The 22,195-nt window shown below is 71.9% G+C and carries 17 protein-coding genes; 8 read left to right on the top strand and 9 right to left on the bottom strand.

Annotated elements, in window-relative coordinates; genetic code table 11:
* Positions 1–84: 84 nt before the first annotated feature.
* On the bottom strand, positions 85–420 hold the full coding sequence (locus ACWCYO_RS23295) for a chorismate mutase (protein ID WP_270146782.1): 336 nt from the start codon (positions 418–420) through the stop codon (positions 85–87).
* A gap of 236 nt (positions 421–656) precedes the next feature.
* Between ACWCYO_RS23295 and ACWCYO_RS23290 the strand changes: the two genes are divergently transcribed.
* Complete coding sequence (locus tag ACWCYO_RS23290) at positions 657–1,082, top strand: OsmC family protein (protein WP_449785277.1); 426 nt, start codon at positions 657–659, stop codon at positions 1,080–1,082.
* A 450-nt stretch (positions 1,083–1,532) separates the two neighbouring features.
* On the top strand, positions 1,533–3,653 hold the full coding sequence (locus tag ACWCYO_RS23285) for a putative bifunctional diguanylate cyclase/phosphodiesterase (RefSeq protein ID WP_449785276.1): 2,121 nt from the start codon (positions 1,533–1,535) through the stop codon (positions 3,651–3,653).
* Between the two features lie 108 nt (positions 3,654–3,761).
* Here ACWCYO_RS23285 and ACWCYO_RS23280 read toward each other — a convergent pair whose 3' ends face one another.
* On the bottom strand, positions 3,762–4,853 hold the full coding sequence (locus tag ACWCYO_RS23280; protein ID WP_270146779.1) for an LLM class flavin-dependent oxidoreductase: 1,092 nt from the start codon (positions 4,851–4,853) through the stop codon (positions 3,762–3,764).
* Positions 4,854–5,682: 829 nt separating this feature from the next.
* Between ACWCYO_RS23280 and ACWCYO_RS23275 the strand changes: the two genes are divergently transcribed.
* Positions 5,683–6,270, top strand: a complete 588-nt coding sequence (locus tag ACWCYO_RS23275) for a DedA family protein (protein WP_270151244.1) — start codon at positions 5,683–5,685, stop codon at positions 6,268–6,270.
* Positions 6,271–6,623: 353 nt separating this feature from the next.
* Complete coding sequence (locus ACWCYO_RS23270; RefSeq protein ID WP_449785287.1) at positions 6,624–7,904, top strand: hypothetical protein; 1,281 nt, start codon at positions 6,624–6,626, stop codon at positions 7,902–7,904.
* A 161-nt stretch (positions 7,905–8,065) separates the two neighbouring features.
* On the opposite strand, the gene ACWCYO_RS23265 is transcribed toward ACWCYO_RS23270, so the two are convergent.
* The 6 genes from ACWCYO_RS23265 to ACWCYO_RS23240 all read right to left on the bottom strand — a co-directional run bounded on the left by ACWCYO_RS23265 (position 8,066) and on the right by ACWCYO_RS23240 (position 14,165).
* Complete coding sequence (locus tag ACWCYO_RS23265; protein ID WP_449785275.1) at positions 8,066–8,971, bottom strand: alpha/beta fold hydrolase; 906 nt, start codon at positions 8,969–8,971, stop codon at positions 8,066–8,068.
* A complete protein-coding gene (locus tag ACWCYO_RS23260; RefSeq protein ID WP_270146777.1) occupies positions 8,968–10,053 on the bottom strand; it encodes a branched-chain amino acid ABC transporter permease in 1,086 nt (361 codons plus the stop codon). Before ACWCYO_RS23260 ends, ACWCYO_RS23265 begins: the two co-directional genes overlap by 4 nt.
* Positions 10,054–10,304: 251 nt before the next feature.
* Positions 10,305–11,171, bottom strand: a complete 867-nt coding sequence (locus tag ACWCYO_RS23255; protein WP_449785274.1) for a branched-chain amino acid ABC transporter permease — start codon at positions 11,169–11,171, stop codon at positions 10,305–10,307.
* Positions 11,171–11,935, bottom strand: coding sequence for an ABC transporter ATP-binding protein (locus tag ACWCYO_RS23250; RefSeq protein ID WP_270151241.1), 765 nt, complete (start codon positions 11,933–11,935; stop codon positions 11,171–11,173). The genes ACWCYO_RS23255 and ACWCYO_RS23250 overlap by 1 nt, the downstream gene beginning before the upstream one ends.
* Positions 11,936–12,090: 155 nt before the next feature.
* On the bottom strand, positions 12,091–12,888 hold the full coding sequence (locus ACWCYO_RS23245) for an ABC transporter ATP-binding protein (RefSeq protein WP_270146775.1): 798 nt from the start codon (positions 12,886–12,888) through the stop codon (positions 12,091–12,093).
* Positions 12,889–12,893: 5 nt separating this feature from the next.
* The gene (locus tag ACWCYO_RS23240) at positions 12,894–14,165 is read right to left on the bottom strand and encodes a substrate-binding domain-containing protein (RefSeq protein ID WP_449785273.1); all 1,272 of its coding nucleotides are present in this window, start codon (positions 14,163–14,165) and stop codon (positions 12,894–12,896) included.
* 486 nt (positions 14,166–14,651) lie between these two features.
* On the opposite strand from ACWCYO_RS23240, the gene ACWCYO_RS23235 reads away from it, so the two are divergent.
* The 4 genes from ACWCYO_RS23235 to ACWCYO_RS23220 all read left to right on the top strand — a co-directional run bounded on the left by ACWCYO_RS23235 (position 14,652) and on the right by ACWCYO_RS23220 (position 20,909).
* Positions 14,652–15,413, top strand: coding sequence for a CoA transferase subunit A (locus ACWCYO_RS23235; RefSeq protein ID WP_270146772.1), 762 nt, complete (start codon positions 14,652–14,654; stop codon positions 15,411–15,413).
* A gap of 63 nt (positions 15,414–15,476) precedes the next feature.
* The gene (locus tag ACWCYO_RS23230; RefSeq protein ID WP_270151239.1) at positions 15,477–16,109 is read left to right on the top strand and encodes a 3-oxoacid CoA-transferase subunit B; all 633 of its coding nucleotides are present in this window, start codon (positions 15,477–15,479) and stop codon (positions 16,107–16,109) included.
* A 593-nt stretch (positions 16,110–16,702) separates the two neighbouring features.
* Entirely contained in the window at positions 16,703–18,922 is a 2,220-nt protein-coding gene (locus ACWCYO_RS23225) for a glycosyltransferase family 2 protein (RefSeq protein ID WP_449785272.1), read from the top strand.
* Between the two features lie 55 nt (positions 18,923–18,977).
* Positions 18,978–20,909: a galactose oxidase-like domain-containing protein gene (locus tag ACWCYO_RS23220; RefSeq protein WP_449785271.1), complete on the top strand. Its 1,932-nt coding sequence runs from the start codon at positions 18,978–18,980 to the stop codon at positions 20,907–20,909.
* 39 nt (positions 20,910–20,948) lie between these two features.
* Here the strand turns inward: ACWCYO_RS23220 and ACWCYO_RS23215 are convergent, their stop codons facing one another.
* The gene (locus ACWCYO_RS23215; RefSeq protein WP_449785270.1) at positions 20,949–21,842 is read right to left on the bottom strand and encodes a glycoside hydrolase family 6 protein; all 894 of its coding nucleotides are present in this window, start codon (positions 21,840–21,842) and stop codon (positions 20,949–20,951) included.
* Between the last annotated feature and the right edge of the window lie 353 nt (positions 21,843–22,195).

Genomic DNA, 22,195 nt, shown 5'->3' with positions numbered 1-22,195 from the left:
CGCCCGACATCGCCGCCGCGCGCAGCCGGATCGCGGGTTCCGATGCCGGGCGCCGCCCTCAGTGCCTCAGCACCCTCAGCGCCCTCAGGACCGGGCGATGGCCTCGTGGTGCCTGATCACTTCGGCGATGATGAAGTTCAGGAACTTCTCCGCGAAGACCGGGTCGAGCTTGGCCCCGGCAGCCAGCTCCCGCAGCCGCTTGATCTGGTCCCGCTCCCGCGCCGGGTCCGCCGGCGGCAGCTTGTGCTCGGCCTTGAGCCGACCGACCCGTTGGGTCGCCTTGAAGCGCTCGGCCAGCATGTGGACCACCGCCGCATCGATGTTGTCGATGCTCTCGCGCAGGCTGGTCAGCTCCGCCCGTACCGAGTCTTCGATCCCCTCGGTCACGCCGGCGTCGGGGGTCGTGGGCTGGTCCGTCATCGGGTCGGCTCCCGGTGTCTGGGGTGGGCGCCCGACCGTGGGCCGGCCGGGCTCGGGCCCGGGCAAATCTAACAGGGGACCCACGCCGGACCGACTCCGTTCGGGGGAACCGTCCAACATCCGGACAGCCCACGGACCGTCCGGCGCCCGGCTCCGCGACCGGGCTGCCCGTAGGCTGGTGCGTGCATGACCGGAAGTGACGACTCAACAGTCCCTCAGCACTGGAGGAACCGATCGTGGCAACCATCCGCACCGCCCGCACCGCCTGGGAGGGCGACCTCCTCCACGGCAAGGGGCAGGTGACCTTCGCCTCCTCCGGGATCGGCGAGTACCCCGTCTCCTGGGCGGCCCGCGCCGAAGAGCCCAATGGCAAGACCAGCCCCGAGGAGCTCATCGGGGCCGCCCACTCCGCCTGCTTCTCGATGGCCCTCACGAACGGCCTGACCAAGGCCGGCAACCCGCCCACCAAGCTGGACACCCGGGCCGACGTCACCTTCCAGCCCGGCACCGGCATCACCGGCGTCCACCTGACCGTCACCGGTGAGGTCCCCGGTCTGGACGAGGCCGGCTTCGTGAAGGCCGCCGAGGACGCCAAGGCCAACTGCCCGGTCAGCCGGGCCCTGACCGGCACCACCATCACCCTCACGGCCAAGCTCGCCTGATCGCCTCCCCGGCCGTCCGGGGCCTCTTGGGTGTCCGGGTATCCGGGGCGCGCCCCCGGGCCCCAGTCCCGCCCCCGGGCGCGCAACCAGCGCCCGGGGGCGCGGTCTCGGCGCACACGCTCCCGGCGCACCTCATGTGATGTGCACCGAAGGCGTCTGAACGTTCCGCCATGCATGATCACAAACGGTGCGAATCACCCTCGCGGCGGTCACCGCGCGTTGTCATCGCGGCCTATGATCGGCCGAAGCGCCCTGTTCTCCACCCGGGTCCCCGCGCGACAGCGCCCCACGGCGGACGTCCCGCAGCGGACCGACCCTAGGACCCCGACAGGGTGCGGAGCCGGCCGCCGGAATCCCGACCGGCCAGGCGGACCATCGTCAAGTGTCAGCAGCGGACGGGAGCATGCCGTGCCGGGCCAGAACGAGGGGGCCGACGCACACCACCCAGGCGTGCGGCACAAGGAATCGTCACACCACCGCCACCTCGCCGCGCCGGTCCTCGATCCGGCGGGCCTTACCGCATCGGCCACCGCCTCCCCTTCCTCCTCCCAGGCGGCCTCCCCGGCCACGGCCTGCGGCACCCTGGAGGGTCCGGCGGTGCTGCTCTGCCCGACCTGCTCGGCCCCGTTGACCGCCGGTACCCACCCGGGCGCCGGCGAGGCCGCCGGTGTGGACGGCGACGCCAACGCCGGCGACCGGCTGCTGGCGGCGCTCCGGGCCAGCGAGTCCCGGCTGCGCGCCGCCTTCTGCGATGCCGTCATCGGCATGGCCCTGATCGATCCCGAGGACCGGATCATCGAGGTCAACCCCGCCTTCGCCGCCCTGATCGGCTGCGGCGTCGGTGAACTGGTCCGCACCCACCTGCACGAGATCATCGACCCGGAGGGCATGCCGCACCGGCTCTTCAGCGAGCTCGTCCACGGCAAGCGGGAACGGTTCCGCGTGGAGAAGCAGCTCAAGCACCGCGAGGGCCACACGGTCTGGAGCAAGGTGACCGTCTCGCTGATCCGGGACCCCGCCGGGCAGCCGCTCTACACCCTCGCGCTGGTCGAGGACATCACCGAGCAGCGCCGGCTCGGCGACCGCCTGGAGTACCAGGCGCTGCACGATCCGCTGACCCGGCTGCCCAACCGCACCTCCTTCTTCGAACGGCTCGACGCCGCCTGCCTTCCGGGCAGCGACGACCGCGAGGGCTCCGGGGGGTCTGGGAGCTCCGGGGGCTCCGGCCGACCGGTGGCGGCGGAGGGACGACGGGTGGGTGTCTGCTACCTGGACCTCGACGGCTTCGCGGCGATCAACGAGACCCTCGGCCACCACATCGGCGACCAGCTGCTGATCGCCGTCGCCGCCCGGCTGCGGCACGGGCTGTCCGAACGGGACGCCCACCTGGTGGCCCGGATGGGCGGCGACGAGTTCGCCGTCCTGGTCACCGACAGCCAGGGCAGCGAGCAGCTCACCGCGCTGGCCGGACGGATCCTGGAGGTGCTGGAACGTCCCTTCGACGTCGCCGGGCACCGGCTGGTGGTCACCGCCAGCGTCGGCGTGGTCGAGCGGTCGGTGCACGAGACCACCCCGACCGACCTGGTCAAGGACGCCGACGCGACGCTCTACTGGTCCAAGGCCGACGGCCGTGCCCGGTGGACCCTCTACGACCCGGACCGCGGTGCCCACCAGCTCACCCGCCAGCTGCTCGCCACCGCGCTGCGGCCGGCCCTGGAGCGCGGTGAGTTCACCATCGAGTACCAGCCGCTGGTCGGTCTGGCCGACGGCACGGTGCACGGCGCGGAGGCCTTGGTCCGCTGGCGCCACCCCCGCTACGGGACGCTCTCCCCCGACCGCTTCATCCCGCTCGCCGAGGAGTCCGGCGCCATCGTGCCGCTCGGCAAGTGGGTGCTGGAGGAGTCCTGCCGCCAAGCCCGGCAGTGGCTCACCGAGTTCCCGGACACCGAGACCTTCGTGAGCGTCAACCTGGCAGCCCGCCAGATCTGGGACTCCGACGTGGTGGCCGACGTCGCCCGGGCCCTCGAACGCACCGGCCTGCCGGCCCGGCTGCTGCAGCTGGAGATCACCGAGAGCGCCCTGCTCGGCCCCGGCGGCCGCCCGCTGCAGGCCCTGCAGGCGCTCGCCGACATGGGCGTGCGGATCGCGATCGACGACTTCGGCACCGGCTACTCCAACCTGGCGTACCTCTCCCGGCTGCCGGTGCACGTCCTGAAGCTCGACGGAACGTTCATCGAGGGCTTCCGCGACCCCGCACCGACCGCGGCCCCGGCGGCGTCTTCGGCCGCCTCTTCGGCCGTCTCTTCGGTGCCGGCGGAGCGCCCGGTCCACCCGGAGCACCGCTCCCGCCGCAGCGACGCGGACGAGCAGATCGTCGGCGCGATGGTGCAACTGGCCCACACCCTCGGCCTGACCGTCACCGCCGAGGGCATCGAGAGCGCCGCCCAGGCCGAGCGGCTCCGGCTGACCGGCTGCGACACCGCCCAGGGCTGGTACTTCGCCCGCCCCGGCGAAGCCGAGCTCGTCGCGGCGATACTCCGGGAGCGCCGCCCCACCCCGAGCGGCCGCTAGGCCGACGGGGCGGGGAAGGACAGGCGAACCGGGCCGCCCGGCCGAATTCGGTGCGGCCCCGCCGGGTTCGGTGCGGCCCCTCCCGGGCAGGGCTGTCCGGGAGGGAGTTCAGGTGGTCGCCGTCAGGCCGTACGCCTCGGCGATCAGGCCGTAGGAGCGGAACCGGGCCTCGTGGCCGTGGATGTGCGAGGTGACCATCAGCTCGTCCACGCCGGTCCGCTTGCGCAGCGCCTCCAGGCCGTCGGCGACCTGGCCCGGGGCGCCCAGCACCACGTTGTCGAGCCAGCTGTCGATGAAGTCCGCCTCGACCGGGCTGTACGGGTACTCCTCGGCCTCCTCCGGAGTGGGGATCGGGCCGGGGTTGCCGCGCCGGAGCCGGAGCATGCCGAGGGCCGCGGAGCGGGCGAGGCGGCGGGCGGCGGTCTCGTCGTCGGCGGCGACGGCGCTCACGCCGATCAGCGCGTACGGCTCGCTGAGCACGGCGGAGGGGCGGAAGGACGTCCGGTACAGGTCCAGCGCCGGGATGGTATTGGCACTGCTGAAGTGGTGGGCGAAGGCGAACGGCAGGCCGAGGCGGCCGGCCAGCTGGGCGCTGAAGCCGGAGGAGCCGAGCAGCCAGACCGGCGGACGGCCCTCGCCCTTGGGAACGGCGGTCAGCCGCTCGTACGGGTGGCCGGAGGGGAAGTCCCCGTCGAGGAAGTGGGTCAGCTCGGAGAGCTGCAGCGGAAAGTCGTCCGCGCCCTCGGTGACGCCGCGGCGCAGCGCGCGGGTGGTGGCCGGGTCGGTGCCGGGGGCGCGGCCGAGCCCGAGGTCGATCCGGCCGGGGTGCAGGGCCTCCAGCAGGCCGAACTGCTCTGCGATGGCCAGCGGGGCGTGGTTGGGGAGCATGACGCCGCCCGAACCGAGCCGCAGCGTGGTGGTGTTGGCCCCGAGGTGGGCGAGCAGGACGGCCGGGGTCGAGCTGGCCACGCCGGGCATGCCGTGGTGCTCCGCCACCCAGAAGCGGTGGTACCCCCACTGTTCGGCCCGGCGGGCCAGCTCGGTGGTGGCGGCCAGGGCCTGGCTGGGCGTGTAGCCGACGCCGACGGTGGCCAGGTCGAGGATCGAGAGCGGAGCGGGTGCCGTGCCGCGGGCGGTGCCCCGGATCGCCTCACCGGTCCCCGGTCCGGCCCGGTGCTCCTGCTGGTCCTCGGTGGTCATGCCGTCCGCCCTCCTGGCTGTCCTTGGTCCGGCTCTCCTCCGAGCCGGCCGTCGTGGGCGGCCGCGCGGGTCTCGGACGGCCCGGCGGTCGCTGCTGCCGACGGGGGTCAACCACGGTCGCGGGCCCGCTGTTCCCGGGCCGGCTGCTTGATCCGGGTGCGATCCGGGTGCGGGCGGGATTGCGGTCCGGGTTGCGGTCCGGGTCGGGGGCCAGGTTGCGGCCCGGATTGCGGACCGACCGGTTCGTGCGAGCGGGCCGACCGACCGTTCGGATGACGGAGAGCCAGCAAGCCGGAGCAGATGGCGACTTCACGCCAGGGTCGGAAGTCGCCAGCCTGAGCGCTCGCGATCGGTGGTCGACTTCGGGCAGGGTGATGATCAGAAGCGGACCACCGAGCGGATCCGCGTTCTACCAGCAAGGTCGTCGGGCTGGACCAGCGCCGAACGTCCCTGCGAGCCCTCGGCGCGGCACCCCGCCCCGGGGGCTCGTTCCGTTTCCGGCGGACCCGGCCCTGCCCCTCCGGTCCCTGCCCGACGAGCCCCGCGACCGGCCCGCCTCTGCCGGTGGCGTCCGGCGACGATCTTGGCCCGGGCACGCCGTCGGGGCACGCCGTCCGGGCGCACCACCGAGGCGCGCCGCCGGGCCAGATCCGCGCCTCCGCTCGGGAGCCGGCCGTGCCCCGCCGCGGGGGCCGTGAGCTGCTGCCGCCCTCCGTGATCCCCTGCACACCGGGGTGCTTCATGGCATGAAAAGTCGGGGCGCTAGCGTTGACCCCAGCAGCCACCTGCTCCCCCAGGGCGGCGTGGAGGGAGTAAGGCCTTGAATTTCGTGGCGGCGATCGGATCCTCGTGGATCTGCGCCCTTGCGCTCTTCGCCGTACTCGGCGACGCCCTACTCCCCTTCATCCCGAGCGGGACCCTGGTCATCCTGGCCGTTCTCAAGACCGCACAGATCAACGGCGCCCCGGTGCTGCTCGGCCTGGGCGTGGCGACGGCCTCCTTCCTGGGCGACCTCCTGCTACTCCACCTCGCCCGGCGCGGTGCCCCGGCGCTGCAGCGCCGACTCGCCCGGCGCCCGAAACTGGCGGCCAGCGTGGCCAGGGTCCAGCAGTCACTGGTCGAGCGCCCGCACGGCGGGGCGGCCGCGATGGTGGTGATCGCGCGGTTCGTGCCGGCCGGGCGAACCGTCCTGGACCTGGCCATCGGCCACTCTCCCGCCCATCCGCACCGCTTCCTGCACTGGTCGGCACTGGCGGCGCTGGTCTGGGCCGCCTACATCGTGACGCTGGGCTGGCTGAACAGCCACTGGTTCAACACCGCCTGGCTGAGTCTGGCGGTCTCCTGCGCGGCGGCCACCGCCATCAGCACCGCGATCGCCCGAATAGTGCGCCGCAACCGGCGGCTGGCCACGCTCTGACCGGTCCCGACGGGCCGGCGCCTTCCGGCCACGGAAGACTGTCAGGAGCACAATTCCCTTACGCGCGACGACCAGTACTGAGCGCTGACGAACTCTGACCGGCCCGGGCAGGGCGGCGGTACCGTACTCCCCTGACGGTGCGCACTGCGAAGCGTCACAAGACCGCAACAGACGACGAATCCCTGCAGCCCAGGCGGGCGCCCCCGGCGTGTTGACTGTCGTCGGAGCCCCGCGGCCTTGGAAGCCGCTAAGGCGACATGAAATGCTAACGGCGGAAAATACATCAATTGCCCGATTTGACCGGTGCGGCCCGGGCCGCCCTCACCACCGGCGGTCGGCACCCAGGGGAGACCATGACCAGCATCTCGCGCAGGACGGTGCTCAGTGCGACCGCCGCGACCGCAGCCCTCGGTGCGGTCGCTGCCTGTTCCAGCAACGGATCCGGTTCGGGGAACGACTCCGCCTCGACTTCCTCCGGCAGCACCGCGAACCCCGGCCAGAGCGGCACCACCGACCCGACCCAGGCCGTGGTGCCCAAGGGCACCCCGATCGGCGACGGCTCCAACGCGGACACCGGCCCGCAGCCGAACCAGCCCAAACCCGAGAAGCTCAAGCCGGGCGAGCGCCCGCCGCAGTTCGTGGTGTTCTCCTGGGACGGCGCGGGCGGCACCGACGACGGCCAGTTCCCCCGCTTCCTCAAGCTGGCGGAGCAGTACAAGGCCACGATGACCTTCTTCCTCTCCGGCATCTACGCCCTGCCCAAGGGCAAGTCCCAGCTCTACCACCCGCCGAAGCACTCCGTCGGTGCCTCCGACATCCCCTACCTCTCGGACGGCGCGGTCAAGAGCACCCTCAAGCTGGTCAGCCAGGCCTGGCTCGCCGGGCACGAGATCGGCACCCACTTCAACGGACACTTCTGCTCCAGCCGCCCGGACAAGAACGGGGTCAACATGTGGACCCCGGACGACTGGCAGAGCGAGATCGACCAGGCGATCGGCTTCGTCACCCAGTGGCGGACCAACACCGGGTTCACCGACGTCGACCCGCTCCCCTTCGACTACAAGAAGGAGCTCATCGGGGGCCGCACCCCGTGCCTGGAGGGCCAGAAGGCGCTGCTGCCGACCATCGCCAAGCTGGGCTGGAAGTACGACGCCAGCTCCGCGGGCGGCCTCCAGATATGGCCGCAGAAGGTCCAGGACGGCAAGATCTGGGACTTCCCGCTGCAGTCCATCCCCTTCCCCGGGCACACCTTCCAGGTCCTGTCGATGGACTACAACATCCTGGCCAACCAGTCCAACGGCAGCACCAAGGGCGACCCGTCCAAGTACGGCGACTGGCGCACCCAGGCCACCAACTCCTACCTGGCCGGGTTCGAGCGCGCCTACAACAGCAATCGTGCGCCGTTCTTCATCGGCAACCACTTCGAGCAGTGGAACGGCGGCATCTACATGGACGCCGTCGAGGAGACCCTCAAGGCCATCGCGGGCAAGCCCGAGGTCCGGCTGGTCTCCTTCCGGCAGCTGGTCGAATGGCTGGAGGTGCAGGACCAGTCGACCCTGCGCAAGCTGCGCACGCTCAACGTCGGTCAGGCGCCGGCGGGCGGCTGGGAGGGTTTCCTCGGCGCGGCGGGCTGACCCGCTCTGGCGGCGGCTGAGCCGGAAGCAGCCGAGCCGGTACGGCCGGCGGGGTGCGAACACCCCGCCGGCCGTCGTCGTTCCGTGGCTCCGGCGTTCCGGCGCCCCGTTTCCTCCGGTGTCCCGTTCTTCCGGTGTCCTGTCGTTCCGGACCGGGGCCGTCAGCCGGCGGCGGGAACGTCCTCGAGCAGCCGGCTGACGATGCGGTCGGCTCCCGCCTGGCCCCAGAGGATGGAGTAGTGGTTGGTGCCCGGCACGAGCGAGGCCGGCACCCGTTCCCGGTCAAGCCCGGACAACCCGATCCGTTGGTGGTCGTAGAGGCCCTGCGGCTCGTCGAGCAGGCCGCGCTCCGCCCAGAGCAGTTCGGCCGGGCAGGGCAGCCGGTGCACGGCTTCGGCCGCCTCCCGGTCCAGCATGACCTGAGCACCGTCGATCCGGACGGCCTCCAGCACGCAGGAGGAGCGCAGTTCGGGCTCGGCACCGACGAGGTCGCGCTGGGTGTAGGCGTCGACCCCGTCCGACCATTGGCCGTCGAAGGCCGGGTGTCGCTGCCAGAACTCCCGGTAGGCGGCGCGATCCGGGAAGGTCATCGACAGTCGGGCCAGCGCGGGACCGAGCACCGCGGCCAGGGCGTCCTCCTCGCGAACGCCCTCCGGGAGCGGGAAAGTCAGCGCCCCGTCCACCAGCACCACCCGGCGGACGAGTTCGGGATGCCGGACGGCGGTCAGGGCGGTGACCCAGGCCCCCATCGAGTGACCGGCGACCACGACGGGCCCCATGCCGAGGGCGGTGATCAGCGCGGCCACGTCGTCGGCATGCCGGGCCAGCCCGTACGGTCCGGCGACCGAGCGGCTGGCGCTGCGACCTCTCAGATCGGGCGCGAGCAGGGTGACCCGTCCGGCGAGCCGGCGGGCAACCTCGTACCACGCGAGGCCGTTGGCGGTGATGCCGTGCACCGCCACGACCGTCGGAGCCCCCGGTCGGCCGGCGGGCCATCGCAGGACGGCCAGGTCCCCGCCGGGTACGGGGACGGTCAACTCCTCGTGCTGCAGGGGCGACTGGCTCACGCGGGATTACCTCCGGTGGGACGGCCGGCGGGCACGCCGACAAGTGTTCGGACCGAGCGGGCGGATCGGGAGGCGCGGATGCGGGCGGGAAGTCCGGCCAGGCCGCCGGGGAGCAGGTAGACCACGGCGACGAACAGGGCACCCAGCAGGAACAGGGGTTGGGAGAGCGGCACGCGCAGCACTGCGGGCAGGTCCGCGACGGCGCTCGAGTTGGCGAGGTCGCCGAGCCGGTGGTCGGCCCAGGTGTAGAGCACGCCGCCGAGCAGCGGCCCCCAACGGGTGCCGGAGCCTCCGAGGACCACCATGACCAGCAGTGCGAGCGTGGTGTCCGAGCCGGCAGCCTGCGGGGTGGCCCCGCCGGTGAGCAGCAGGTAGACCACTCCCCCCAGCCCGGCGAGCGCGCCGGACAGTACGAAGGCGACCAACTTGTAGCCGTAGGGACGCAGTCCGAGCACCGCCACCCGGCGCTCGTTCTCCTTGATGCCCTCCCAGACCCGGCCGGCCGGGGAGTTGACGGCCCAGTGGACCGCGGCGACCGTCAGCAGCAGGTAACCGACGGCGACCCAGTAGAGGTTGGCGGTGTTCTCGATCCCGAGCAGGCCGGACGGCAGCAGGTCGGCCGGGGCGGAGCGGCCCTCCTCGCCGCCGGTGACACCACCGGGGTTGCGCTGGACCAGGATCGCGCCGGCCTGGGCGAAGGCGAGGGTGACCATGGAGAAGCCGATGCCGGTGACGCGCAGGCTCACCGAGCCGAGCAGCACGGCCAGCAGCACGGTGCAGGCGACGCCGAACGCCGCGGCGGCGGCGAACGGGAGTCGCAGCTCGAGCATGCCCAGATCGGTGGCGTAGAGGCCGGTGGCGAAGTAGAGCGCGTGGCCGAAGGAGAGCAGTCCGGTACGACCGAGCAGGAGGTCGTAGCCGGTGGCGAGGGCCCCGTAGAGCAGGCACAGGGCGATGAGTTGAAGACTTCCGGAGCTGCCGAGCGGGCCGTCGAGCAGTCCCGGGACGGGAAGCGCACTGTATGGGGCGACAAGGAGCGTGATCAGCAGGGCGATCGGCCACCAGCGTAGCGCTGCGTGCATCAGTGTCCAGCGATTAGTGACTGAATCACCTGTTCGAGGGATGGCGCCAGGCTCGTCCGTGTGTTCACAATGGGTTCCGGCAAGGCTGGTGTCAGTCCCCCTTGCCATAGTGGCGGTGTCGGCGGAGCTGGTGTCAGTCCCCTCTGCTGGCATGGCGGTCACGGCAGGGCTGGTGTCAGTCCCCCCTGCCGAGGTGGCGGCGCTGCGGGCGACCGCGGGGCCACCGGTGCTCGTGGTCGGAGTTTCGGCGCTCACGCGAGCCTCCCGGTGAGTCCACGGGGTCGGACGAGAAGCAGCACGGCGAGCAGGACGACGACCGAGAGGTCGCCGAGCCCGGCGCCGGTGTAGTAGTTGGCGAACTGCTGGACGAGGCCGACGCCCACCGAGGCGACGGCGGCTCCGGTCACGGAGCCCATGCCACCCATCACCACGACGACGAAGGCGAAGATGAGCAGGCTGGTCCCCTGACCGGGATTGACCGAACCGAAGTAGAGGCCGCCGAGGGCGCCGCCCAGAGCGGCGGCCGCCCCGCCGAGGGCGAAGACGAGGGTGAACGCCCTCCGGACGTCGATGCCGAGCGCCGTGACCATCGCACGGTCCTCGACGCCGGCCCGGACGATCAGCCCGTAGCGGGTGCGGGCGAGGAACAACCGAAGAGTGAGCAGCAACAGCCCGGCGGCGGCCACCAGCACGAAGCGGTTGACCGGGACGGTCGCACCGAGCACGTGCCAGGTGCCGGCCAGCAGGGCCGGCTGGGGGAAGGGGCGGGCGTCCGCGCCCCAGATCCCCATGAGCAGGGCGGGTACGGCGAGACCGACCCCGACGGTGGCGAGGATCTGGTCGCGTGGGCGGCTGTAGAGCGGCCGGATCAGGAAGAGCTCGAGCAGGACGGCGGCGGCAGTCCCCACCAGGGTGCCGAACGGCACCGCGAGCCAGAAGGAGAAGCCGGCCTCCGTGCCGGCCCACCAGGTCGCATAGGAGCCGATGGAGAGCAGGGCGCCGTGCGCGAAGTTGAGCACGTCCATCAGACCGAAGATCAACGAGAGACCGGAGGCGACCAGGAAGTACAGCGCACCGAGTCCGAGACCAGTACAGGAAAGGAGAACGACGGTGTCCATCAGGGCTTCACCTCCGCGGTGACGACAGGGGTGGCCGGGGTGGCGGCGGACCGGAGTCCGCCGGCGAGCGGGTGACGGGAGCCGACGCCGAGCAGGCGGCGGGCCGCCTCCTCGTCGGCCAACAGCTCGGCGGTGTCGCCCTGGTGGGCGGTCCGGCCATCGGCCAGAACGGCACAGGTGCCCGCCAACCGGCGGACCAGCGCGAGGTTCTGCTCGACCAGGAGAACGGGCACGGCCTCGGCCGCTCGCGCCAGCACCTCGGCCACCTCCGAGACGATCTTCGGCGCCAGGCCCTTGGTGGGCTCGTCGGCGATGATCAGCCGGTTCTGGTTGAGCAGCGTCCGGCCGATCGCCACCATCTGCTGCTGGCCCCCGGAGAGAGTCCCGGCCAACTGTCCGGAGCGCTCCTTGAGTTCAGGGAAGAGCTCGTGGACGAGCGAGTAGTTCGGCTCGCTCCCCTCGGCTCCGCCCGGAGCTCCGCGCTCGGCGAGGCGAAGGTTCTCGGCGACCGTCAGGCGGGCGAAGATCCCGCGATCCTCGGGCGCGTAGCCGATTCCATGACGGACGACCAGATGCGTGGGGAGGGAGGAAATCTCAGCACCGGAAAGCCGAATGCTCCCGGTGCGCGGCACCAGGCCCATGACGGCCTTCACGGTGGTGGTCTTGCCGGCGCCGTTGCGGCCCAGCAGTGCGGTGACTCCGGCGGGGGCCACGTCGAAGTCGACGCCGTGCAGGATGTGCAGCCCGTCGATGACCACCCGCAGGTCGCGGACGGAAAGGAGGGGTTCGGCAGCGGACGAACACGAGGAGGACGACTGGACGGAGGACGACTGGACGGAGGAGGACGGCACAAAGGAGGACTGCACAGCGAACGACTGGCCGGAGGAGGACGGATGCGTCGAGGAATGCGGAGAGGAGGTCACAACGCCTCACCCAGGTAGGCCTGTTGCACGGTCGGATCGACCACCACGGCCTCGGGGGTGTCCAGGGCGAGCAGGGTGCCGTGGTACATCACCGCCAGGCGGTCGGCCAGGCCGAGCAGGACGTCCATGTGGTGCTCGACCATCAGGACGGTCCGGCCGAGCTCACGGTGCACGGAACGGATCAGTTCGGTGAGGGCCGGCACCTCCTCCGCGCTGACACCGGCCATCGGCTCGTCGAGCAGGATCAGCCTCGGGTCGGAGACGAGCAGGACGGCGAGTTCCAGCTTGCGCTTCTCGCCGTGCGAGAGCGCTCCGGCCAGGGTGTCGGCGCGGTGGGTGAGTTCGGTGCGGTGGAGGGTGTCGGCCACCTGCTCCGGGTAGCGGTCGGCGCGGCGCCAGAGGCGGTACGAGGCTCGAGGTCCGGCTGCTGCCTGGGCCGCCAGCCGGACATGATCGGCGACGGTCATCCCCGGCCAGAGGGAGGAGGTCTGAAAGGTCCGGCCGAGCCCGCGGCGCGCCCGGGCGTGCGCGGCCTCGGTGGTGATGTCCGCGCCGTCGAGGTGGAGGCTGCCGTGGGTCGCCGGGTAGATGCCGGAGATCAGGTTGAAGAGAGAGGTCTTGCCGGCGCCGTTGGGCCCGATGAAGGCGATGAACTCGCCTTCGCCGACCGAGAAGGAGACGTCCTCGACGATCGGCACACCGCGTACGGACCAGCAGAGTCCGTCCAGCCGCAGCACCGGAGAGGAGGAAAGAAGAGCGGCGGCCGGAGGCGTGGAGAAAGCCGGAGCGGGCATCGGGATTAACCCGCCATCGGGGTGACCGGGGGCGCCACCTGGTCGGCGGTCAGGGTCTTCTCCACCGAGGGCTTAGCGGCGGCCCCGGTGCCGGTCAGCCGGACCTGGAACATCGGCTGGAGGAGGGCGTGGTCCTCGGCGCGCACCGTGGTCCGGCCCTTGACCCCGTCGAAGCTCCAGCCTTCCAGGGCCTTGACCAGCGCCGAAGTGTCATCCGCCGAGCCTTGGTTGGCCTCGATGGCGTGCACGATCATCTGGGCGGCGGTGAAGCCGTCCGGAGTGAAGATGTCGGTCTTGCCGCCCCCGACGGTGACGGCCTCCGTCATGGCCTTCTCCACCGGGGTGCCGGCAGCGCCGTCGAAGTAGTGGTTCAGGAAGGAGATCTTCTCACCGGCCGGGCCGAACAGCGGGTAGGAGGCGGCCAGGTCCAGGCCGGTGGCGACCTTGGTGTCGGTGAACACGTCCTGCTGGTTGAGCGCCGTCCACAGGGCCGACGCGGTGTCGCCGGCCCAGGCGACGAACAGCAGGTCGGGCTTGGCGGTCTTGGCCTGGGTGGCGAAGGGGGTGAGGTCGGTGGCGCTCGGCGGGGCGAGCACCTGCTCCACCGTCGCACCCTGGGCGCCGAGCACGGCCTTCACGGCGGCCACGTTGGCCTGCCCGAAGGCGTTGTCCTGAGCGAGCACGGTGACCTTCTTACCCTTGGCGTCACCGATGAACGAGGCAGCCGTCCTGATGTCCTGGTAGGACTGGCGGCCGGAACGGAAGGTGTACTTGTTCAAGCCGGTGACCTTGTCGGCGGCGGCCGGGCCGCTGATGAAGACCACCTTGTTCTGGGCCGCGATCGGGCCGACCTGAAGGGCGACACCGGAGGCGGTGGAGCCGGCCAGGACCTTGTAGCCCTTGCCGATCAGGTCCTTGGCGGCGGACACCGCCTTCGCCGGATCGCCCGCATCGTCCTGTTCCTCGAACTCGACTTTGTGCCCGTCGACCTCGCCGGTGCCCTTGGTCGCATAGCTCAGGCCGGCCTTGAAGCCGTCCAGGTACTGCTTGCCGTAGGCGGCGAGCGGGCCGGTCTTGGAGTACACCAGGCCGACCTTGACCGGGGCCTTCGCACCGCCGCCTCCCTCGGCAGTCCCGGCGGTACCGGCCTTGGCGCAGCCTGCGGCGAGCAGGACGCACACCGCGACGGCTGCGAGCTTCTGGGCCGGGCCACCGGTCAGGGCCTCGCCCGGGTGGGCGCCGGAGGCGGTCCTGGTGGGGACTGTGGTGCTGCGCATGGTGACCGACTCCTGGGGGTGCGGAGGGGTGGATGCCGGAACCGTAGGTGTGCGGTGGGACCGGCGACATGTGCCCGGTCGCCGTAGCGGCCCGCCGCGATGTGGCTTCGTTCGACACACCGTCGGCTCGACAGCGCGCTCCGGGCGTCCGGATGTGGCCCGCCGACACGGGGCGGCGCCCGTCCATGGCGGTGGTCGCCATGGCTGCGGCGCCCCGCGCCCGGAGACCGTGGGAGGGGCGCAGCACCCGGTGGGCACGGCCCCGGGCTCCCGGCTTCGGGCTCCCGGCTCCCGGCTCCCAGCTCCCAGCTCCCGGCTCCCAGCCCGGCATCGGACCCGGCGCCCCGCCCCCGGCAGCGCTACGGTCACCCGCCGCGCCACGCCCTACCCGCCCGCAACCGCCACCCGCAACCGCCACCCGCAACCGTATGCGCAGCCCCCGGGCGCCGCGATCCCTTCCCCTCCCACACCCCATGAGGTGATCCCTTGGACAAGGTCCTGGACTCCCCCGACGCCGCCGTCGGGGACATTCCCGACGGCGCGGTGCTGGCCGTCGGCGGCTTCGGCCTCTGCGGCATCCCGAGCACCCTGATCGGCGCGCTGGTGACCGCCGGCACCACTGGTCTGCGCGTGGTGTCGAACAACTGCGGGGTGGACGGCTGGGGGCTGGGCCTGTTGCTGCGAGCAGGCCGGATCGCCCGGATGACCTCCTCGTACGTCGGCGAGAACAAGGAGTTCGCCCGGCAGTACCTCGCCGGGGAGCTGGAGGTGGAACTGACCCCGCAGGGCACGCTGGCCGAGCGGCTGCGGGCCGGCGGCGCCGGCATCCCGGCGTTCTTCACCCCGGCCGGGGTCGGCACCCAGGTCGAGGAGGGCGGGCTGCCCTGGCGCTACGCGGCGGACGGCTCGGTCGCGCTGGCCTCACCACCCAAGGAGGTGCGGGAGTTCGCCGGCCGCCGGTACCTGCTGGAGGAGGCGATCACCGCGGACTTCGCGCTGGTCCGGGCGGAGGTGGCGGACCGGCACGGCAACTGCGTGTTCCACGCGGCCGCCCGCAACTTCAACCCGCTCTGCGCGACGGCGGGGCGGATCACCCTGGTCGAGGCGGACCGGATCGTCGAGCCCGGCAAGCTGGCTCCGGACGCGGTGCACCTGCCGGGGGTGTACGTCGACCGGGTCGTGGCCGCCGATCCCGAGGACCGCCGCATCGAACGCCGGACCGTCCGCCCCGCCCTCCAGGAGGCCTGAACCGTGCCGACCACGACCACCACGAACGCGACCACCACCACCCCGCTCGACCCGCGCAACGCCCTGGTCGCGCGCAACGCCCTGGCCGCCCGCGCAGCCCGGGAGTTGCGCGACGGGCAGTACGTGAACCTGGGCATCGGTCTGCCCACCCTGATTCCCAACCACCTCCCGCCGGGCGTCCGGGTGGTGCTGCACTCGGAGAACGGAGTCCTCGGCGTGGGTCCGTACCCGGTGGAGGGTGCCGAGCACGCCGATCTCATCAATGCGGGCAAGGAGACGGTGACGGTGGTGCCCGGGGCCTCGTACTTCGACTCCGCCTTCTCCTTCGGCATGGTGCGGGCCGGTCGGATCGACGTCTCGGTGCTGGGCGCGATGCAGGTGTCGTCCGCCGGGGACCTGGCGAACTGGATGATCCCCGGCAGGATGGTCAAGGGCATGGGCGGCGCGATGGACCTGGTGCACGGCGCCCGTCGGCTGATCGTGGTGATGGAGCACACCGCCCGGGACGGCTCGCCGAAGATCGTCCGGGAGCTCTCGCTTCCCGCCACCGGCAGGCGGGTCGTGGACCGGATCGTCACCGATCTGGCGGTCGTCGACGTGACCCCGGAGGGACTGCGCCTGGTGGAGACGGCTCCGGGCGTGAGCCTCGCCGAAGTTCGGGCCGCCACCGGCGCGACCCTGCTGCCACCACGCTGACCACCCGCCGCCCACCGCCCATCGCCCACCGCAAACCGCAAACCGCTGACCCCGCACCGGTCCGTTTCCGAGTCCGCTCCGACTCGTACCGCCCCGGCTCAACCGGCCGGATCGCTTCCGAGCACAACTCCCGTCAGTGGTCAGACCGTTCACATGCCGCCCCCGGCAAGGGCCATCCACCACCCTGCCGAATTCCGGTGCATTAGCACCATCACCATCCAGAGTGGCCAGGAACCGTACTATCTTCACGCTTGAGCGGTGATCGTTGCGCGGAGCTGTTGCGATCAGCGTGACGCTCCGGGAGAGTTGAGCAAGCCAAGGATCCCGTCGCACCCGGAGGGGAAGCTGGACAGTGCGCCGGGATCCTGCAATCGAAGCCACCGCACAGGCCCTCAACTGAACCGGTCGCACACACTCTGTGCCTCCGGGATCCCTCATCGGATTCCCGGTGCCGGAGAGCGTGTTGGACAGCCCGGAAACTGTGGGACGGGGACGGACCGCAGTTCACCGGGCCGTGTTCCATCCCGGCGGCTTTGAGGCGAGGCGAGCAACGCCGAGCACAGCACGTCGCAACACTCCGGGGGGAGCACGACATGACCACGCCGTCCTCGCGACGAAAGGACGCCGGACCGGCCCACCAGGGCCACGACCGCGACCACGACCACCGCGGCCGCGATCGAGACCATCACCGCGACCATCACAGCAATCGCGAGCACGACCACCACGCCCGAGACGGCCGCCGAGGCGGCACCGGGCAGCTCGACGAGGTCGCGCTGCGCGCCGTTCCAGTACCCGAAGCCCCGTACGACTACGTCCACTTCAGCCGCCTGGCCGGCCCGGCGGTCGATCCGGACGAGGACCGGGAGCTCGGCGGCGGGGTCTACCGGCGGGAACCGGGCAAAGTCCGGGAGTCCGCCGAAGGAGCGGAGCCGGGGCCGGAGGCGGAGGCGGAGCCGGCCGCCCCCTACCGCGTCCAGTACCGCAGCCTGCTGCGCCACGAGCCGCACCGGATCCGGGCCGCCCTGCTGCTGGTGGCCGCCCCACTGGTGGAGGCGATCCTGCTGGTCTGGCTGCTGTTGCCGGAGCACTGGCCGGAGCGTCCCGACGAGACCAACCTCCTGGTGCTGCTCGGCGACAAGGTGATGATCGGGATCATCGCCGTGGTCGAGGTGTTCCGGCTGGTCAACGTCGTCTCCAACACCCACGCCACCCTGGTGGCCCGCGATCCGATACCGGTGACGCCGGAGTCCGGTACCCGGGTCGCGTTCCTCACCACCTGCGTGCCGGGCAAGGAGCCGCCGGAGATGGTCCGGGCCACGCTGGTGGCAGCCCGCGCAGTCCGGCACGACGGTCCGTACGACGTCTGGCTGCTGGACGAGGGAAACGATCCTGCAATGCGGGCCCTGTGCACCGAGCTGGGCGTCCGCCACTTCAGCCGCTCCGGCCGCCCGCACTGGAACCAGCCGAAGGGGCGGTTCCGCGCCGGGACCAAGCACGGCAACTACAACGCCTGGCTCCAGGCCCACGGCGACGACTACGACTTCTGGGTGTCCGTCGACACCGACCACGCCCCGCTTCCCGACTTCTGCGAGCGCATGCTCGGCTACTTCCGCGACCCTGACGTGGCATTCGTGGTCGGCCCCCAGGTGTACGGGAACTACCGCAGCTCGGGCTCGGCCGTCACCAAATTCTCCGAGAGCCAGCAGTACCTCTTCCACGCCCTCATCCAGCGCGCCGGAAACCGTTACGGCGCACCGATGTTCGTCGGGACCAACAACGCCGTCAGAATCCGTGCGCTCCAGGCGATCGGTGGGCTGTACGACTCCATCACCGAGGACATGGCGACCGGCCTGGAGTTCCACCGGAGCCGGAACCCGGAGACCGGAGAGCGCTGGAAGTCCGTGTACACCCCGGACGTGCTCGCGGTGGGCGAAGGCCCGTCCTCCTGGACCGACTTCTTCTCCCAGCAACTGCGCTGGAGCCGGGGCACCTACGAGACCCTGCTCACCCAGTACTGGCGGGTCATGTGGCGGCTGTCACCCGGCCGGCTGCTCAACTACTCGCTGATGGTGGGCTTCTACCCGATGGCGGCGCTCACCTGGCTGCTCGGCGGTGTGTCCAGCGTGCTCTACCTGGGCTTCGGCGCCTCGGGCGTCCACGTCTCCTCGGAGATCTGGATGATGCTCTACAGCGACGCCGCCGCGCTCCAACTCCTGCTCTACACCTGGAACCGCAAGCACAACGTGAGCCCGCACGAGCCGGCCGGCTCCTCCGGAGTCGCGGGCATGGTGATGTCGGCGCTCTGCGGCCCGGTCTACGCGGCCTCGCTGCTCCAGGCAATGTTGCGGGCGCGCAGCCGCTTCGTGGTGACGCCCAAGGGCCGCTCGGCCAGTGCCGACCGGCTCGGCACCTTCCGCTACCACCTGTTCTGGGCACTGGTGTTCGGCGGCGCGGTCGCAGCCTCCTTCCACACCGGGTACGACCACGTCGCGATGCGCACCTGGGCCTGCATCGCCCTGGCCCTGACCGTGCTGCCGCTGCTGATCTCGGCCGGCGACGCCGTCCGCCGCCGCCGTACCCGGCCCACCGCCACCCTCACCGTGACCGACGGTCCGTCGGCTCCCCCGAGGGTCGTCCTGTCGAAGCGCCACCCGCGCCACGCCCGCGCCAGCACCACCGCCACCGCCACCGCCACCGCGGCCACCACAGGCGCCACAGGCGCCAACACAACCACGCTCGACAGCCCGACGCTGCAGCTCCGCCTGACGGCCGCACCGCCCGACCACGCCGAGAGCGCCACGCCCATCCACTGAGCCAGTCCCGCCGCTGAGCCAGTCCCGCCCACCTCCCGAGGGGAGCACCACCACCGTGAAGATCCACAAGACCGGCCGCACCAGGCGCCTCGCCCTCGGCAGCACCGTCGCGCTGACCGTCGCCGGGATGAACGCCCCGGCCGTCCTCGGCTTCGCCGGCGCCCAGTACCACCAGTACGTGATCAACCGCCCCGAGTACAAGGCGCAGTACGGCCACTGGCAGACCCTGACGCTGCCCGCCGAGTTCCGGGTCAACGCCGTCCACGCCACCCTGCTGCGCACCGGCAAGGTGCTCGTCGTGGCCGGTTCCGGCAACGACGAGAAGCAGTTCAACGCGGGCACTTTCAAGAGCCTGCTCTGGGACCCGGCGAAGAACTCCTACAAACTGATACCCACCCCCGCCGACATGTTCTGCGGAGGTCACACCTCCCTCCCGGACGGGCGGGTGTTGGTGGCCGGCGGGACCCAGCGGTACGAGAAGCTGGACGGGGCGGTGAAGAAGGCGGCCGGCGTGATGCGGGTGCGCAACGAGAGCCCGGACCGCGACCGCACCTTCCCCAAGGGCACCGTCTTCGTCGCCCCCAACGGCCGCGAGTACGCCAGCACCGTCCCGGTGACCGTGCCCGCCGCGACCAAGACCGGCGCCGGCAAGCAGACCGTCGTCACCGCGGGCGAGCAGCACGTGTTCGTCGAGGCGGTCGGCGAGGGCCCGGACTACGTGACCAACTCCCCGGCCCAGTACCGGATCAAGGGCCTGACCGGCACCGACGCCCACAACCTGTACGGGCAGAGCGAGAAGCTGACCCTGGACAAGCAGGACTACCAGGGCATCCGCTCGGCCTTCGAGTTCAACCCGGACACCGAGCTCTACGAGCAGGTCACCGACATGGCGCACGCCCGCTGGTACCCGACGCTGACCGGGCTGGGCGACGGCCGGGTGATCACCGTCTCCGGCCTGGACGACACCGGGCAGATCCTCAACGGCAACGACAACGAGGTCTACGACCCGAAGTCCAGGACCTGGGCCAAGGCCCCCGACCGCTACTTCCCGACCTACCCGTCGATCTTCCTGACCGCCAGCGGCAAGCTCTTCTACTCCGGTTCCAACGCGGGCTACGGCCCCGCCGACAAGGGCCGCGAGCCCGGCGTCTGGGACCTGTCGAACAACACCTTCCAGCCCGTCACCGGGCTGCGCGACCCGGGCCTGACCGAGACCTCCTCCTCGGTGCTGCTGCCGCCCGCGCAGGCGCAGAAGGTCATGGTGCTCGGCGGCGGCGGGGTGGGCGAGTCGCCGCTGTCCACGGCCCGCACGGACCTCGTCGACCTGTCCGCACCCAAGCCCGCCTTCACCCCGGGCCCGGACCTGCCGGCCGGCGGCACCCGCTACCTCAACAGCGTGATCCTCCCGGACGACACCGTGTTCACCACCGGCGGCTCCAGCGGCTACCGCGGCCGGGGCGACAGCGACCTGCTCAAGGCGCAGGTGTACCACCCGGATTCCAACACCTTCAGCACCGCCGCCGAGCCCACCGTCGGCCGCGACTACCACTCCGAGGCGCTGCTGCTGCCGGACGGCCGGGTCGCCGTGCTCGGCTCCAACCCGCTGTTCGCCGACAAGGCCGAGACCCAGCCGGGCGGCTTCGAACAGCGCATCGAGATCTACACCCCGCCGTACCTGTACCACGGCGACCGCCCGGAGGTGACCGCCGCGCCGGAGTCGGCGAAGCTCGGCGGCACCCTGCGGGTCGGCACCGCCCGGCCCGCCGCGGTGACCACCGCCAAGCTGATCCGGCCGAGTTCGGTGACCCACGTGACCGACGTCGAGCAGCGCTCGGTCGCCCTGGACATCACCGGGCGCACCGCCGACGGCGTCTCGCTCACCCTGCCGGGCAACCCGAACCTGCTGCCGCCCGGCTGGTACATGCTGTTCCTGACGGACGCCGCCGGCACCCCGTCGGTCGCCCGCTGGGTCCAGGTCACCGGCTGAGCCCGCCGGGTCCAGGTCACCGGCTGAGCACACAACCGCTCAGTGCGCCGCCCGCACCAGCCCGAGCGCGTACGGCAGCCAGAACTGGCCCGCCGGGGGTTCGCCGCGGCCGCACTCGCCGTCCGACTCCCCCGGGTTCTTGATCCACAGGTAGGCGTCGACCCCGGGCCGCCCGGTCTCGGTGGTCGGCGCCTCGCCGAGTGCCCGGCCGGGCGGGTTGCACCAGGAGTCGGCGCCCGCCGAGCCGTTGCCGCTGCGGCTGGTGTCGATGACGAAGTGCTTCCCGCCCAGGGCGGCGGAGAGCCGGTTGCCGTACGCCACGTTCCGGTCGGTCGGGTAGAAGTTGGCCACATTCACCGCGAAGCCGTCGGCCGCGGCGATGCCCGACTTGCGCAGCGCGGCGGCCAGGTCGTCCGGGTCCTGGGCCCAGCCCGGGTTGCCCGCGTCCAGGTAGACCCGGACGTTCGGACGCTTCTTCAACTCCTGGACGGCGAAGGACAGCAGACCGTACCGCTCGGCGGCCAGGTCGCCCTTGACCCCGCAGCTGTCCAGGGTGTGGGCGACGGCGTCCGGCTCCACCACCACCCAGGCCTTGCGGTCGGCGAGGGCCTGGGCGACGCCGGTGATCCAGGAGCGGTAGGAGGCCGCGTCGGGGGCGCCGCCGGCCGAGTACTGGCCGCAGTCCCGGTGCGGGATGTCGTACGCGACGAAGAGGGCCGTCCGGTCCGCCTCGGTGGCCCGGCGGCTCACCTGGTCGGCGATCTCCCGGGCGCCCTGCTGGCCGAGCCACTGGGAGGACGGCTGAGCGGCGATCCGCAGCAGGGCGTCGGCCTCAGCCGACCGGCCCTGGCTGCGCAGCACGCCGACCTGCTGGGCGGCGTTGGTCTGGTCGGAGACGTAGAAGGCCTGCCCGGGAAGCTGGTTGAGGACCACCGGTCCGACCGTCGGACGGCTCGCGGGAGTCCCACTGCCACCCGGGCCACTGCCGCCCGGGCCGCCGCCATTCGAACCACCGCCGTCCGAACCGCTGCAGCCGGACACCGCCAGCACCAACCCTGCGACGACCAGCGCCGCCCCCCGGGAAGCCCTCGCGTTCCGAAACGTTCCTGCCCGCCCCACCCCGCGCACGTACCGCCCCTCCGACGCCCGAAGCCGGCCCCCGCCCCAGGACCGGTCCGGCGACCGGTCGGCACCAGCTAAGCACAACCGGCCCCGGCCTACGGCTGCCATCCGTGAACGCCAAGTGGCCGTGGACGAACGGGAATCCGACCCCGTCCGCCCACGGC

This window comes from Kitasatospora sp. NPDC001683 (assembly GCF_053596495.1).
This window is presented reverse-complemented; position numbering and strand designations above follow the sequence as displayed.